At 67.9% G+C, this 14205-nt stretch carries 12 protein-coding genes; 4 read left to right on the forward strand and 8 right to left on the reverse strand.

Features of this window, described 5'->3' with window-relative positions; genetic code table 11:
- The first annotated feature begins 115 nt into the window (after window positions 1–115).
- Entirely contained in the window at window positions 116–808 is a 693-nt protein-coding gene (locus ACQE3M_RS08570) for an HD domain-containing protein (RefSeq protein ID WP_430505176.1), read from the forward strand.
- Window positions 809–1906: 1098 nt separating this feature from the next.
- On the opposite strand, the gene ACQE3M_RS08575 is transcribed toward ACQE3M_RS08570, so the two are convergent.
- Together ACQE3M_RS08575 and ACQE3M_RS08580 are read right to left on the reverse strand one after the other, a co-directional pair.
- Window positions 1907–2770 carry a 2-oxoacid:ferredoxin oxidoreductase subunit beta gene (locus ACQE3M_RS08575; protein WP_430505177.1) on the reverse strand — a complete coding sequence of 288 codons (864 nt, stop codon included), beginning with the start codon at window positions 2768–2770 and terminating at the stop codon, window positions 1907–1909.
- Between the two features lie 3 nt (window positions 2771–2773).
- Window positions 2774–4519 carry a 2-oxoacid:acceptor oxidoreductase subunit alpha gene (locus tag ACQE3M_RS08580; RefSeq protein WP_430505178.1) on the reverse strand — a complete coding sequence of 582 codons (1746 nt, stop codon included), beginning with the start codon at window positions 4517–4519 and terminating at the stop codon, window positions 2774–2776.
- A 714-nt stretch (window positions 4520–5233) separates the two neighbouring features.
- Here ACQE3M_RS08580 and ACQE3M_RS08585 point away from each other — a divergent pair.
- From ACQE3M_RS08585 to ACQE3M_RS08595, 3 genes are all read left to right on the forward strand, one after another.
- A complete protein-coding gene (locus ACQE3M_RS08585; protein WP_430505179.1) occupies window positions 5234–5599 on the forward strand; it encodes a hypothetical protein in 366 nt (121 codons plus the stop codon).
- On the forward strand, window positions 5592–5894 hold the full coding sequence (locus ACQE3M_RS08590) for a hypothetical protein (RefSeq protein WP_430505180.1): 303 nt from the start codon (window positions 5592–5594) through the stop codon (window positions 5892–5894). The genes ACQE3M_RS08585 and ACQE3M_RS08590 overlap by 8 nt, the downstream gene beginning before the upstream one ends.
- A 78-nt stretch (window positions 5895–5972) precedes the next feature.
- A complete protein-coding gene (locus ACQE3M_RS08595; RefSeq protein ID WP_430505181.1) occupies window positions 5973–6617 on the forward strand; it encodes an FAD-dependent oxidoreductase in 645 nt (214 codons plus the stop codon).
- Between the two features lie 722 nt (window positions 6618–7339).
- Here the strand turns inward: ACQE3M_RS08595 and ACQE3M_RS08600 are convergent.
- From ACQE3M_RS08600 to ACQE3M_RS08625, 6 genes are all read right to left on the reverse strand, one after another.
- Window positions 7340–8515 (reverse strand): DHH family phosphoesterase, encoded by a 1176-nt coding sequence (locus tag ACQE3M_RS08600; protein ID WP_430505182.1) that lies wholly within the window; start codon window positions 8513–8515, stop codon window positions 7340–7342.
- A 106-nt stretch (window positions 8516–8621) separates the two neighbouring features.
- Entirely contained in the window at window positions 8622–9536 is a 915-nt protein-coding gene (locus ACQE3M_RS08605) for an SDR family oxidoreductase (protein WP_430505183.1), read from the reverse strand.
- The gene (locus ACQE3M_RS08610; protein ID WP_430505184.1) at window positions 9536–9958 is read right to left on the reverse strand and encodes a DUF5791 family protein; all 423 of its coding nucleotides are present in this window, start codon (window positions 9956–9958) and stop codon (window positions 9536–9538) included. The genes ACQE3M_RS08605 and ACQE3M_RS08610 overlap by 1 nt, the downstream gene beginning before the upstream one ends.
- Window positions 9936–13184 (reverse strand): DUF7286 family protein, encoded by a 3249-nt coding sequence (locus tag ACQE3M_RS08615; RefSeq protein ID WP_430505185.1) that lies wholly within the window; start codon window positions 13182–13184, stop codon window positions 9936–9938. The genes ACQE3M_RS08610 and ACQE3M_RS08615 overlap by 23 nt, the downstream gene beginning before the upstream one ends.
- On the reverse strand, window positions 13177–13812 hold the full coding sequence (locus ACQE3M_RS08620; RefSeq protein ID WP_430505186.1) for a DUF7284 family protein: 636 nt from the start codon (window positions 13810–13812) through the stop codon (window positions 13177–13179). The genes ACQE3M_RS08615 and ACQE3M_RS08620 overlap by 8 nt, the downstream gene beginning before the upstream one ends.
- A complete protein-coding gene (locus tag ACQE3M_RS08625; RefSeq protein ID WP_430505187.1) occupies window positions 13809–14180 on the reverse strand; it encodes a DUF7285 family protein in 372 nt (123 codons plus the stop codon). The genes ACQE3M_RS08620 and ACQE3M_RS08625 overlap by 4 nt, the downstream gene beginning before the upstream one ends.
- Window positions 14181–14205 lie beyond the last annotated feature (25 nt).

The raw sequence follows: 14205 nt of genomic DNA on the forward strand, positions 1-14205 counted from the left end.
AACCCGCACGCTCGGCAGCAATCGACCCACATAAGGGTGTCGTAACGACTAAGAACGGAACTCCCCTTCTTGTACCTAATGAACGAAGAATCGCACGCGAACGGGAGGTGTGGCCGTGGGGGTTGAGATTAAGGAGTCCGCCGTCTCCGCCGAGGAATTCGCCGACATGGAGGAGTTCGTCCACGACTACCTCGCCGCCAGCGTCGAGAGCGAGGACGACGGCGGGCGCATGCGCTGGTACCCGTGGCACTCCGCCGACTACCGGTTCAACCACATTCGCAACGTCGTCGACATCGCCGAGAACATCGCCGCCGAGGAGGGCGCCGACGTGGACGTCGTCCGCGTCGCCGCGCTGTTTCACGACGTTGCCAAGCTCGAAGCCGAACAGGACGTCCACGCCGAGGCCGGCGCCCGCGTCGCCCGGGAGTACCTGCGGACGCGCGGGGACTACCCCGAGTCCTTCGTCGAGGAGGTCTGTCAGGCGGTCGAGGACCATTCCTACCAGGGCGACCTCGACGACGTCTCGCTGGAGGCCCAGTGCCTGATCGAGGCCGACGTGCTCGACAAGGTCGGTGCCAACGGCACCGCGCTGATGCTCCTCCGTATGGGCTACGAGGCCCGGACGCACATGGACGCCGCGAAGATGGTCGACCGCGTGCTCGAGCGCGGCCGCGACCACATCGACCGCGTCCAGTCGGACACCGCCGAGAGCATTGCGCATCGGCGCGTGAAGCGGGTCAAGTGGTTCCGCGAATGGCTCGAGGACGAAGTGACGGAGATGGACCGCGAGGGCGTCGACGACCGCTGATCAGTCGGCCTTGACAGTACTCCTTGGCTGGCTGTTACGGCGGACGTCATGGACAGCGACCCGCTCTTTATAAGTAGTGTTTGATGGTGAGACGATCGCGATCTCGACAGCACCGCACACTTCTCAAAATCCCTCGGTCGCTCGCCAAGCGCGGATTTACACAGGTGATACGGACACGTGCTGGACAGCACCGCAAACACCCAGAAAGCCCTGGGCCGATCGTTGTGCGCAGGTTTGGACAGGTGGGACGGGCTTGCGCTTGACAGCACCGCAAACGCCCAGAAAGCCCTCGGCCGCTCGCGGTCGCTGAGCGACATATCCACGGCTCTCAGCACCGCCCGCCGTGGATAGGGGCCGGCTCAGCGACTCCCCTACGGCGCGACCGGCCGTCGCCCTTTCAGTCCGCCAGGACCGCGACCGCGACAGCACCGCGACCGCGACAGCACCGCGACGGCAACAGCACCGCGACAGCAACCGCACCGCAACCGCAATCCTCAGCCCTCCCCAGCCTCGGCCGGGGCGCGCCGGCCCCGCACCGCATCGGCGCGCCACCGGCCTCCCTCGCACGCGTTGCTCGCGCGCGCCAACCGCTCCGCACCGCACGCTGACCAGCCAGCGAGCGACGCAGGCCAGCCAACCGCCGCACGCGACGGCCCGGCCACCACTCCTGGGTGGGACTGAAAGGGGCAGCCGCTGAGCGGGACGCCCTGCGACGCAAGCACCGAGCCAGCGAACGAGCGAAGCGAGTGAGCTGGCGAGGCGCGCAGCGAGCAGCGCAACCGCTCAGCGGCTGGGGCTTTCTGGGTGTGCCGAGTGGTGTCGCGAGCAACAACAGCCCATCTTGTTTATAAGTGCGACTGGTCAGGGGCTGGGACTTTCTGGACATGGTGAGTGGTGTCGCCAGCGACGTGGGGCGACCGTTTTTATAAGCGCGGCCGTTCGGCTTCCAGGGCTTTCCGGACGTGCCGAGTGATGTCAGTAGCGACGACCGAACAAGCGAACCTTAGTCGAGATACCAATCGCTCTCTCGCCAAGAACTGCGATCAGAAAACGCCGCCAACGACGATCCGGATTAAAAAAGGCAACCAGCGAGTCGACTTAGTAGAACTCGCGAACGAGGTCCATCGCGTCGTCGGGCGCGCCCTCGGGGATGTCGGACATGTCCTCGGTGACGCCGTGACGCTCGCTGTACGGGACGGAGTTCTCGTCCTGGTAGACGACGCCCTGGTACTCCTTCTCGGAGTCGAGGATGACGTCCTTCGCGGCGTCGTAGTCGGTCGGGTCGTGGTCCTCCTCCTTCAGGTCCACGAGGTTGTCGCGGAAGTAGTCGTACGTGTCGACGTCGTTGAACGTGACACACGGCGAGTAGACGTTGACGAAGCCGAAGCCGTCGTGCTCGATGGCCTCCTGGATGATCTCCTGGTGCCGGAGCGCGTCCGAGGAGAACGACTGCGCGATGAACGAGGCCCCGCTGGCGAGCGCCAGCGCGTGGGGGTTGACCGGGGGCTGCTTCGGCCCTTCCGGCGTCGTCGACGTCTCGAAGTCCTCGCGCGAGGTCGGCGAGGCCTGGCCCTTGGTGAGGCCGTAGATCCGGTTGTCCATTACGACGTACGTCATGTCGACGTTGCGCCGGACGGCGTGGACGAAGTGGCCCGCGCCGATGGAGTAGCCGTCGCCGTCGCCGCCGGCGACCATCACTTCGATGTCGGGGCGGGAAAGCTTGACGCCCGTGCCGACGGGGAGCGCGCGTCCGTGAACGCCGTGGAGCGCGTAGCTGTGCATGTACGTGCCGATCTTGCCGGAACAGCCGATCCCGGCGACGACGAAGGTGTTGTCCGGGTCGTTGCCCGTCTCCGCCAGCGCCTTCATCATGCCGTTCATCGTGCCGAAGTCACCGCAACCCGGGCACCAGGTCGGCTGCTTGTCGGATTTGAAGTCAGTGAATCGAACGTCGGAACTCATGTGTTAGGCCTCCAGGGTCTGCTTGATCTCGGTTGCGAGCTCGTCCGCCTTGAATCGGACGCCCGTGTACTTGTTGATGCGGTCGACGCGTTCCAAGACGTCGTGCTCGACGATGTCCGCGAACTGCCCGCTCTCGTTACACTCCACGACGACGGTCCGCTCCGCCGCGTCCACCGCGTCCGAGAGGTCCGGGCGCGGGAAGATGTAGGGAACGGAGACGACGCGCACGTCGATGCCCTCGTCGTCGAGCATGTCGAGCGCCTCGACGAGGGCGCCCTCGTTGGACCCCCACGTGATGACGAGATTGTCGGCGTCCTCGGACCCGAACTCGCGCGGGCTCCAGTCCTCGCGCTCGCGGGCGGTGTCGACCTTCCGGTTGCGCTTGTCGACCTGCTCGACGCGCATGTCCGTCTCCTCCGTCCGGCGGCCGAGCTCGTCGTGCTCGAGGCCGGTGGACATGTGCGCCCCGCCGTCGGTGCCGGGGATGGAGCGCGGCGAGATGCCGTCCTCCGTGATCTCGTGCGGCTTGAACTGCTCCTTCTCGTTCATGTGGTCGCCGATGGTCTCCTCGTCGACGAGCTTCCCGCGGTCGATCTCGACCTCGTCCATGTCGAACGTGTCCGGGGAGAACGTCTGCTCGGTCACGGCAAGCGAGAGGTCGGCGGTGAGGTACACCGGCGTCTGGTACTTCTCCGCGAGGTTGAACGCCTCGACGGTCTTCCAGAAGCACTCGGCAATGGTGGTCGGGGCGAGGACGAACCGCGGGATCTCGCCGTGGCCGCCGTACAGCATCCCCTCGAGGTCGCCCTGCTCCTGCTTGGTCGGCATCCCCGTCGAGGGACCCGAGCGCATCACGTTACAGATGACCAGCGGCGTCTCGCTGGTCGCGACGAGACCGAACGTCTCGGTCATCAGGTCGATACCGGGACCGGACGTCGCTGTCATCGAGCGGGCGCCCGCGCGGGCGGCGCCGAGCGCCATGTTGATCGCGGAGAGTTCGTCTTCCGCCTGCACGACGTGGCCGCCGTACTGCTCGATGCGACCCGTCAGGTACTCCATCACGTCCGTCGCGGGCGTGATCGGGTAGCCCGAGTAGAAGCGGCAGCCGGCCGCGATGGCGCCCATACCGATCGCCTCGTCGCCGTTGAGGAGGACGTAATCGTTGTCGGTCGTGTCGAGGTCGTACTCGGGCTCGACCTCGAACTCCTCGGCGACGTACTCCTGTCCGTTGCGCGCGGCGGTCTTGTTGTTCTCGACGAGCTTCTGGCCCTTGTCCCCGAAGTTCTTCTTCAGGGCCGAATCGAGGTTCTCGATCGGGAAGTTGGTGACCTCACATGCGGCGCCGAGTGCGACGACGTTGCGCATGATGGCGCCACCGGCTTCCTCCGCGAGTCGCTTGAGCGGGACGTCGAGGCCGATCATCCCCTCGGGGATCTCGACGTCCTCCATCGTGGTCCGCTCGCCGTCGTAGATGATGACGGACCCTTCGTGGAGCTCGTCCAGATTCTCCTCTATCGTCCGCGGGGTCAACGCGATCAGGACGTCCAATCGGTCGACGACGCTCTGTACCTTGTCGACTGACGTCCGCACCTTGTACGCGGTGTACCCGCCTCGGATTCGCGACGCGAAATCCTTGGAGGTGAAGACGTGTCGACCCGCACGGGAGAGTGCCTGGGCAAAGATCTTACCCGTCGAGGCGATACCGTCCCCAGCCTCGCCACCGACGGCCCAGTTGAAATCCGCTGCCATGCTATCTCGGTGGTTCCACAGCACGAATCAAAAGGCTTCTGAAAGCCCCCACGGTGCGGATCTTGACGAACGACGAGATCGAACGGCGAATGGCAAATGCAACGGAGAAAAGATGGCATATATTGTGATCCTAGTGGGTGTATGTTCGATCTAGTGGCCGGACGTGAAGACGTCGTGCGACATCTGATCGGCATTTGTCGATATTCCCGGCGAATACCTCGACTATATCGACGATACAGTAGCATGATGTCGACAGCTGTCGATAGAGTTCCGGTCGAGAAGCCGGTTCGCCCGGGCGAGTGGTCGCCGAACAGCCCCCGGCGACGCCGACGTTTCGACGGGCGGCCCGGACCGCCGAGCTCGCCGCGGTGTCGGCGCTTGTCGGTACCCGCGAGTCGCCGCCGAGGAATTCCCCCGAGCGACTCCCTGTGAGCCAGCCGTTGCGAGCGAGCGCGCGCCACGCCGAACGTCGGTCTATCCGAGGCCTCGACGATCCGAAACCGCTCGTTCGAGCATAAACGTGACATTTACTGGATATGAAAAGCCGGACTGGGATGGGATCGGATCCGAAAATCCAACCAGACGTCCCGTTGTCCCACGAATTTCTATCGGAAATAATGGGGGGTCGGCCGGGGATTCGTCGGTTTTGTCCCGATTCGAACAATATCATTAAGTGATCGCTTTCGAAACGGCTGGGTCCACAGGTGGTGACCGATGACCGAACAGGAAACGTCGTGCGTCCGGTGTGAGCGACCGGCCGGGTTCAACCGGGTCGTGGTCGATACCGTCGTGAACGAGGAGCTCGGCGGGTTCTGCCGGGACTGCGAGGAGGAGACGTTCGGCAGAGTTCTCGCGGCTGCTGCCGACGACGGTGACGAGTGCCTGCTCTGCTCCCGCGACGGCCATCACGCGATCGCGGCCTGGCAGTCCGCCCCGCGAACCGGCCTCGACGACACCATCGTCGTCGGCGTCGAGTACGAGGTCGCGACCCACACGCCGCGACTCTGTGACGAGCACTTCACCGAGCTGTGTCGGCGACGAGAGAACCCCCCACGGGTACGGAGGGGACCGAGTGACTGATCTCGTCCAGACCGGCGTCCGCCGGCACGCCGACTGGATGGCCCAACCCGACGACCGCCTCCTGGAGCACCTGCTGCTTGAAGGGGTGCGCCGACGGTTCCAGCTCCGCGAGGAGTTCGCCGAACGCGATCTCCACTATCCGGACAAGTACCTCGAGTTCCGGCTCGAGAAACTCCGGGAGTACGGGCTGGTCTCGCGTCGGCAAAACGGCGCCTACGCGATCACGGACGACGGGCGCGCGTATCTCGCCGGGGAGTGGGTCCCCGAGAGCGAGGAGGGCGAGTCCCGGGCCTGAACGGGCACCCGCGTCACCGACGCGCGCAGGCTCGTCCGCGAACGGCATCCTCTTTTAACGTCCCGTCGTACGGGGCGTATGGACGCTACGGTTACCGTCACCGCAGTCGAATCCGTCGGGCCGGACACGGTCGCCATCCGCTTCGAGACACCGGAGGAGTTCTCGGCCGAACCGGGCCAGTTCGTCAAGCTCACGGGCACCGTCGACGACGAGGAGTACTCGCGCTTCTACACGCTCTCCTCGCCGGACATGACGGCGACGTTCGAGACGACGATCGGGGTCGACCCCGACGAGGGCGGCCCCTTCTCGGTGTACCTCGCCGACCTCGAACCGGGCGACGAGCTCGAGATGTCCGGGCCGTATGGCTCCGACTACTACGAGGGCGAGTCCCACGTCGTCGTCCTCGCCGGCGGTCCGGGGGTCGGTCCTGCGGTCGGCATCGGCGAGCGGGCCGTCGAGGACGACAACGAAGCGGCGATCGTCTATCGGGATTCCGAGCCCGCGCACGGCGACCGCCTCGACGCGCTGGCGGAGCTGGGGGCGACGATCGAGGTCATCGACGACGACGAGGAGCTCGCGTCCCACGTCGACGACGTGCTCACAGGCGAGGCGGGCGAGCAGGTCTTCGTCTACGGCTTCGCCGACTTCGTCGACGAGGCCGAAGCCGCTATCGAGGCCGCCGGCGGCGACGTCGACGGCGCGAAGGTCGAGAACTTCGGCTAGGCTGAATTCGAGCGATAGGCCGCTTCTCGGGTGTCATTTTCTTCGGGTAACTGACTATCGTCGCGAGCGACACCGCTCAGCATGGCGGGAAAGTCCCAGCCGCTGAGCGGTCGCACTTATAAATAGGATCGGCTGTCGTCGCTGCCGACACCACTCGGCACGCCTTGAAAGCCCCAGCCGCTGAGCAGTCGCGCTGCTCGCTGCGCGCCTCGCCGACTCACTCGCTTCGCTCGTTCGTCGGCTCGGTGCTAGCGTCGCAGGGCGTCCCGCGCAGCGGCTGCCCCTTTCAGTCCCACCCAGGAGTGGTTGGCCGGCCGTCGCGCGCGGCGGTTCGTCGGCGGTCGCCGCTCGCCGGCTGGCAGGCGTGCGGTGTGGAGCGGTGCGGTCGGCGCGCGAGCAACGCGTTCGATGGAGGGTTGGGGCGCACCGCGGCAGTGACCTCGTGAGCTGAGCGACCGAGGGCTTTTCGGGTGTTTGCGGTGCTCCCGGGTGCATGCCCGTATCATCTTCCCAACCATTCGTTTATAACGAGCGACCGAGGGCTTTCGAGGGTGTTGCGTTGCCGCCGACCGCTGGACTGTATCATCCGGTCAATCCGACTCAGACCAAGCACCCGAATATTGACCAAACCGTTCCGATCAGACTACGCAGAGTCCGCATCGGCAGGATCAATCCGGTTACAGAACGAGCGGTGACGGCTTAGTATATAAATGAATGACGCTCTACACGTCGCCAGCCATCGCACGGAACAGTTCGTCCTCCAGCGCGTCGCGGTCGACGGCGTCTTCCACTTCGTCGCCGGCCGCGTCGAGGTTCGGGGATATCCTGCCGCCGCCCATCCGTGCGTGGCCGCCGCCGCTGCCGTTCTGTACTTCCTCCAGCGCCTCCTCGATCGCCTTGCCCATGTGGACGCGGTCGTCACGGGACCGCCCGGACAGGTGGACCGTCCCGTCGCGCTCGCCGACGACGACCACGGCCGTCACGCCCTCCAGCTGGATGAGCTCGTCCGCGGCCTGCGGGATCGCGTCGACGTTGTTCACGGAGCCGACGTCGGCGACCGCGAAGGAGCCCTCGACCTCCCGACCGGCGATCGCCCGGGCCTTGACCTCCAGTACTTCGGCGTCGACGGCGGGGTTCGCGATGCGGTCCAGTCGGTCCTGATCGACGGCCGGGTAGAGGTAGCTCGCCGCCTTGAAGTCGGCGTCGCTGGCCCCGACGGTCAGGTGCTTCGTGTCCGTCAGGATCCCGTACAGGAGGCCCGTCGCCGTGATCGTCGGCAGCGTGTAGTCGCCGTCTGTCTCGCTCGCGTGCCTGTCCGGCGGGACGGGCGTCGCGCCGTTGTCCTCGAAGTACTCGGCGACGATGGAGGCCGTCGCGCCGTAATCCGTTCGGACGTCGGTGAACTCCTCGCCGGCACCGTCGCCGGGGTGATGGTCGACGACGGCGAGCGGCAGGACCCCGTCGGAACCGGTGAACCCGCGGGGCTCGTTGTGGTCGACGAGGACGACGGATTCGGCCGCGAGTTCGGTGACGTGCTCGACTCGGTCGAGCTCGAGGTCCAGCACCGTTCGGAACGCCCGGTTCTCCTGGTGTCGGATCTGCCCCGGATACTGTATCGTCGCCTCGACGTCGAGCTGGTCCGCGAGCGCGGCGACCCCGATCGCCGCCGCCATCGCGTCGGGATCCGGATTCGGGTGCATGAGCACCGCGATCTCGTCGTGGCCCGCCAGCAGCCGGCGGAACGTGATGCCGGCCGGCCGACGCAACCGGAGGAACGCGTACGCGCTCCCCAGCACGACGACGGCCGAAAGTACGGCCGCAACGGCGAGTTCGGGGTTCTGACGGACGAACGTCTCCAGCGACCGCCAGGGCTTGCCGGCCACGAGGGAACCCGCCATGCACACTCCCGGATTACTCCCCGACACAAGTAGTTCCCGGCATTTTTCACACCTCAGAGACGACAAAATACCCGAGTGTTCGGAGAATTCACCGACTAGAGCCGAGTTAGTCGGTCGATTCGCCCCGTGAGCGGTCGGCGACGTACGCCTCGACGGCAGCCTGGTAGCCGCTCCGGAACGTCGGATGCTCGAACTCGTAGCCGAGCGATCGAAGGTAGTCGTTCGAGCAGCGCTTGCTCGTTCGAATCCGCCGCTTGGCCGGCTCCGTGAGCCCCTCGGCGGCCAGCCGCTCGGCCTTCGACTGCTTTGCCGGCGGCTCGACGCCGCAGGCGTCCGCGAGCCAGTCCGCGAACGCGTGTTTGTCGGCCGGTTCGTCGTCGACGACGAGGACCGGTTCCCCGCGTGCCTGGTCCGACTCGAGGAGGAACCGCACGGCGCCAGCGGCGTCGTCGCGATGGACCATGTTCAGGTACCCCGCCGTAACCGGGCCATCGAGATAGCGTTCCAGCCGATAGCGACCCGGACCGTACAGCCCCGCGAACCGCGCGACGGTCCCGTCGATGCCGACGTCCGCCGTCGCCTCTACCGCGATCCGTTCGGCTTCGACGAGGACCTCGGTCTTCTCGGTCGTCGGATTCAGCGGCGTCGACTCGTCGACCCACCCCCCGTCGTGGTCGCCGTAGACGCCCGTCGAGGAGGTGTAGATCAGTCGGTCGACCCCCGTCGAGCGTCCCGCGTACTCGTCGACGACGTTCCGAAGCCCGTCGACGTACACCTGTCGGGCCGCGTCCGCGCCGCGACCGCCCGAGCTCGCCGCGAACACCACGGCGTCGGCGTCCGGGAGCGACGCCAGCGACGCCGGCTCCGTCGCGTCCGCCTGCACCGGGTCGAGTCCAGCCTCGGTGACGGCGTCGAGCCCGTCAGCGGAGCGTCTGACTCCGGTCACCTCGTGGCCCCGGTCGCGGAGCTGGTGACCGAGTTCGAGACCGACGTAGCCGCAGCCGACGATGACGACGTGCATTACTGCTTGCGCGCCTCGATGACGCCGTGGATCTCGGCGAGATGGGCCAGCGTCATCGACGTGCGCCCCTCCAGGGCCTGCTGGACCTCCTGCCCGGTGAGATCGACGTCGATCGCGCCCGCGATCGTGTCGACGTCGAGGACGGCCGTCGTCATCCCCATGAGGAGGTGGTCACGCAGTTCGGCCTCGATCGCGGCCGCGTCGCGGTCGTGGGTCAGCGCTATCACCGACGCCGCTTCCTCGACGGTCAGCGTGGGAACGGTCCCGTCGGCGATCGCTTCGGCCGTCTCGGCGTCGATCTTCGTCTCGGCGACCACTTCGTCGACGTCCGAGGCCGTGACGGCGTCGCGGACCATCGTCTCGTACGCCGCCTGCAGCGCGTCCGGCTCCGTGCCGGCGTCAGCCGCTACTTCGTGGAGCATACACGCTGTCGGCGATGGGTGCGGAAAACGACTGCGGTCCGCCGGATGATCGGCCGTCGTTCGGGGCTGCTGGGCCTGCCAGTCCTGCCAGTTCCGCCGGTCCCGTCAGCTCTCGTCCGCCCGCCACGTCCTCGGCGTCCGACGTAGCGTCGACGATCCTGTCACTGGGCATGGATCTGATGTCCCGGGTTTTCCCGGCTTCGCATTTCTCGCCCACCCCATCGGGACAGGGCCACCCGGGCGACGTTTCGGTCCGGACGCCGTCGACGTCGCCGACGCCCGGTGGGCCCGGCGGTACCGCGACGACGACGACCGTTCCCGTCTCGAATCGAACCGGGTCGGTGTGGCCGAGCAGCACCGACTGGTTACCGACTTCGACGGTGACCGCCCCCGCCTCGCGAACGTACCTGAATCCCTGCCCGGGCGGTCCCGTGTCGGCACGGAGTTCGAACCGCGGATACGCTCCGGCGACGTCGACCCGCCAGGCGTTGACCGTCGCGTACCAGTAGCCGGGTACTGGCGTCACCGGCAGCCCGGAACTCACGCTCCGGATCGTCTTCGGCGCCCAGCGCTCCTGGATGGAGGCGCTCGCCGCGTCCACCCGTCTGGTGACCTCGGCCTCCAGCGTCTCGCGGGCGATGCCGCGGGCGCGAGTAGCCGTGTCGTTCGTCAGCTCGACCGGAACCCTGACCGCGTCGCCGTCGGCGGCCGCCGCGACGTCCACCCGAAGCCGGGACGCCAGTACTGCTCGCTGCCCGGGCGAGAGGTCAGTGCGAGCAGCGGTTTCGGCTGCGACGGCGGTCGCGTAGCTCCCGTTCCCCATGGCAACCGCGAGCCGCCCGGTCCCGTTCCAGCGCGCTCTCGCCGCGGCGAGCGTTGCTCGCCGTTCGCGCGCAGTGAGCGGGGTTTCCGCACGTAACGTGACGGCTGCGGCGTCCTCGACGACAGCGATCGACTCCGCGACACTGGCCGACAGCTCCCTTCGGTCAGCCCGGAGCTCCGGGTCGCTCTTTGCGGTCAGCGCTCGATCCGCCGCGATCAAGGCTCGCCCACCCTGCGCGAGCCGCACGGTCTCGCCGTCGCCAAGCAGTCGCCCGACGATACTCGACGCGACGTCTGCGGTCGGGAGCGTCACGTAGTTGACGTTCCGGGTGGCCAGGGGCCGCACTCGCTCGTCGGCGGGAATCCCGTTCACATTGCGGCCGGAGACGACCGTTCGAGGCAGGTATCCGGGAGCTCCCCGCGGCGTGAACGCGACGTCGCCACCGGGACCCGCGGCACCGATAATGAACGACTCCGGCTGCTCTCCCCCGGTGCTGGCCCCGACGTACGCGCTGACCGACGCGTTTCCGAGGCCAGTTACGTCGACGGTGTCGTCGATGGCCGTCGAGGTTTCCGCGTCGGTCGCCGCCCGGGCTTCCAGCTTCGCGAGAACTGCGTCGACGTAGGCAGCACGCGCTGCGACCCGCGCTCGGTCCGACGCGCCGTCGTACGTCGCGGGGGCGTCGACAAGCTTCGCACGGCGGTCGCGGATGGCCGCCGCCAGCCGGCCGTAGGGGTCCGCCTCGCCGCTCGCAACGCGGCGCATGGCGACCCTCGTTTCGGCTTCGCGCACCTCGTTCCGAAGCGCGGCGAGGTCAGACCGGATCTGCGAATCGAGGTTCGCCGGCCGATCTGCAGTGAGCGTCGTTCGTCGGGTCACTCCATCGGTGGAGACCGCGGCGCGGGCGACGGCGTCGACGTCCGTCGCACCGATCTGCTGCCGTGCCGCACGCGGGGCGTCCGCGAGGTTCGGACCGCCCGCCCAGCCGCCGGGTTCGAACGTCGGAGCTGTCGGGCGGTCGGGCGCACCTGCTCGCGGCGCGTAGGTGCCGTCGACGACGACAACCACGCGGAACCGCTCCACCCAGCTCGCCCGCGTGCGGCGCTCGTCGCGTCCGTCCGTCCATCGACGGACTGCTTCGTGCTGCACCGTCACGATTCGCGCCGACGTGCCGAAGCCAGTCGCGTCGTCGTCTCCGGCGTTCCTTCCGCTCGCCCCGGTATCCGCGTCGGCGACGGTCGTGGAGGTCGCGACGGATTCCTCGACGAGCGTCCAGTTCTCGCCCGGCGGCGTCGGCTCGTCCCGGGTGTCACCAACCTCGACCACCGAGGCCTGTAACGATGCCTCGACGCGATACGCGTCTCGGGCGATCGAGTCGAGGTCGTCGACAGTCCGCAGGAAGGCCGCGTCCGCGCTTCGGTCGACGGAGACCGTGCGCACTCGCTCCGAGCGGTTCGGCTCGGCCGGCAGCCCAGTTCCCGTGGCCGGCCCGTCGAGGACGGCGTCCGTCCACCGCCGCTCGTCGAGCTCGGTCGGCGCAAGGAGGTCGGTCATTCCCGTTCGGAGGGTCGCGCGCCGAACGCCAGCCGCGGCGCCGGGGTCGCTCCGGCCGAATACAGCCCGCTGCTCCCTGGCGATCGCGGCGTTCGTCGAGAGCTCGACGTGCCGGTTCGCGAGGACGTTCTGGATCGGCGCGCCCGAGTACTGGGCGTACCCTCGCGCCCAGACCATCGGATACAGACTCGCCGTGAGTCGGCGACCGAGTCCGGGGCCCGCGGTCGGGTCGCGGTTGAGTCGCCGTTCGAACCGCCGGGTCCGCTCGTGGGCCGCCAGGACCGGGACGGGAACGACCACGGTGCGGTTCCGTGACTGCGTCGAGACGACGCGACCGTCACGCCTGGCGACCGTCGTCACGTTGCGGTGCGTGACCGCGAGCGCGGTCCCGTTCGCGACGTGCTCGATGGCGACGCGCTCCCGCGCCGCTGCCAGGTCGCTGCGGTCAGTTATTGCCGGCGTTCGAGTAACGGCCGTCACCGACCCCCGTCGCGTCTCCGTCGCGGCCAGGGACTCGCCGACGGCGAGCGCGATCCGGATCTTGAGTGCGTCCTCGAAGGCCGTGTCGTTTCGAACGGCCCCGACTGTGCTGTTCTCAGTCGAACGCGTGACTGGCTCGCGAGCAGCGTCGCGCGCCGCGGCGGCGACGGCCTGTCGCATCGCCGGCGTCGCCGCCGCGTTCGCACCCTCGACTGCCTGCTCGACCTGTCGGTCGACGGCAACCGGGCCGCTCGTCGCGAGACTCCCCGCATACGTCGCGCTGGAAACGAGCAAGAGCACGCCGATGAGGGCGAACGGTATCCGTGCCCGGTCGTCGGCGGCAAGCGAGATCCGTCGTCGCTCACGCATGTGACCACCGCCGAACGACGATCCGAACGTACTCCGACTCCGATCCGGCGGGAACCGAGAACGCGGCGACGGCCACGTCGGCGTCCCGGGGTGGCTTTGGTCCGACGGCGACCTGGGCCGGGTGTTCCTCGTCCGAGCGATCCTCGCCCGAGTGCTCGCTATCCGAGCGACCCGTGGGTCGCGCGACGACCCGAGTGCGTGAACCGATTCGGGTGCTAACGAGGTCGAGGACTGCTTCCGAGTAGCTCGGGGCCTCCGAGACGCCAGCGGACCCATCGCCAGCGGACCCATCGCCAGCGGACCCATCGCCAGCGGACCCATCGCCAGCGACGGCAGGGTCGTCCTCGGTTCCGGACGGCTCCCTAGCCGGGGCGGAACCGCTCGCATCCGTCGCGAGTGCGGCGTTAGCGAGCAACACCGAGAGCGTCGCCTGGTGGCGCCGTACCCGCTCGCCCTCCTCGTTCGAGACGGTGAAGCGCACTGTGCCGGTGACCGTCGCGATCCGGTCCGCCGTCGCCTGCGCGTCCGGCGCGTCGCCGGCTGGAGCCGGACCGCCCGCGACGAGCGTCCCGACGCTCGCGGAGACGCAGAGGAGGAAGACGGTAACGTCGAGCACGGTGCTCGTCACCGCCGGACCACCACTCGAAGCTCCCCGGCACGTGTTTCCCCGGGATTCACTCGAACTGAGACAGCGCCGGTCGCGACGTCCGCTGTCTCGGGGAACGGCCGGGTCGTGTCGGCCGTACCCACCGTCCAGCTGCGATTGCGGGTGACGAGCGCCACGCCGACGTCGGCATCGGACGGTGCCTCCTCGGGTACTGTCAGCCGGGTCGGGTGCGCGACGCCACCGGAGACGACGTCGTCGTGGACCGCCTCGAACAGCAGCGTTGCTCGCTCTCGGTCCCGGTCCGGTGCGGCGTCGGCCAGAGCGCCGGCGTACAGCGAGAGGGCGATGCCGACCAAAGTCAGCGCGACGAGCGCCGGGACCGGTTCCACCTGTCCCCTGGTCCTCGCGAGCGCC

This window comes from Halosubterraneus shenae, assembly GCF_050510935.1.
Lineage (GTDB): Archaea > Halobacteriota > Halobacteria > Halobacteriales > Haloferacaceae > JBDGPU01.

Excerpts from the sequence above, each read along its gene's own strand:
- ACQE3M_RS08575 (WP_430505177.1), bottom strand. The coding sequence starts at position 2,770 with ATGAGTTCCGACGTTCGATTCACTGACTTCAAATCCGACAAGCAGCCG.
- ACQE3M_RS08580 (WP_430505178.1), bottom strand. The coding sequence starts at position 4,519 with ATGGCAGCGGATTTCAACTGGGCCGTCGGTGGCGAGGCTGGGGACGGT.
- ACQE3M_RS08585 (WP_430505179.1), top strand. The coding sequence starts at position 5,234 with ATGACCGAACAGGAAACGTCGTGCGTCCGGTGTGAGCGACCGGCCGGG.
- ACQE3M_RS08595 (WP_430505181.1), top strand. The coding sequence starts at position 5,973 with ATGGACGCTACGGTTACCGTCACCGCAGTCGAATCCGTCGGGCCGGAC.
- ACQE3M_RS08600 (WP_430505182.1), bottom strand. The coding sequence starts at position 8,515 with ATGGCGGGTTCCCTCGTGGCCGGCAAGCCCTGGCGGTCGCTGGAGACG.
- ACQE3M_RS08605 (WP_430505183.1), bottom strand. The coding sequence starts at position 9,536 with ATGCACGTCGTCATCGTCGGCTGCGGCTACGTCGGTCTCGAACTCGGT.
- ACQE3M_RS08610 (WP_430505184.1), bottom strand. The coding sequence starts at position 9,958 with ATGCTCCACGAAGTAGCGGCTGACGCCGGCACGGAGCCGGACGCGCTG.
- ACQE3M_RS08615 (WP_430505185.1), bottom strand. The coding sequence starts at position 13,184 with ATGCGTGAGCGACGACGGATCTCGCTTGCCGCCGACGACCGGGCACGG.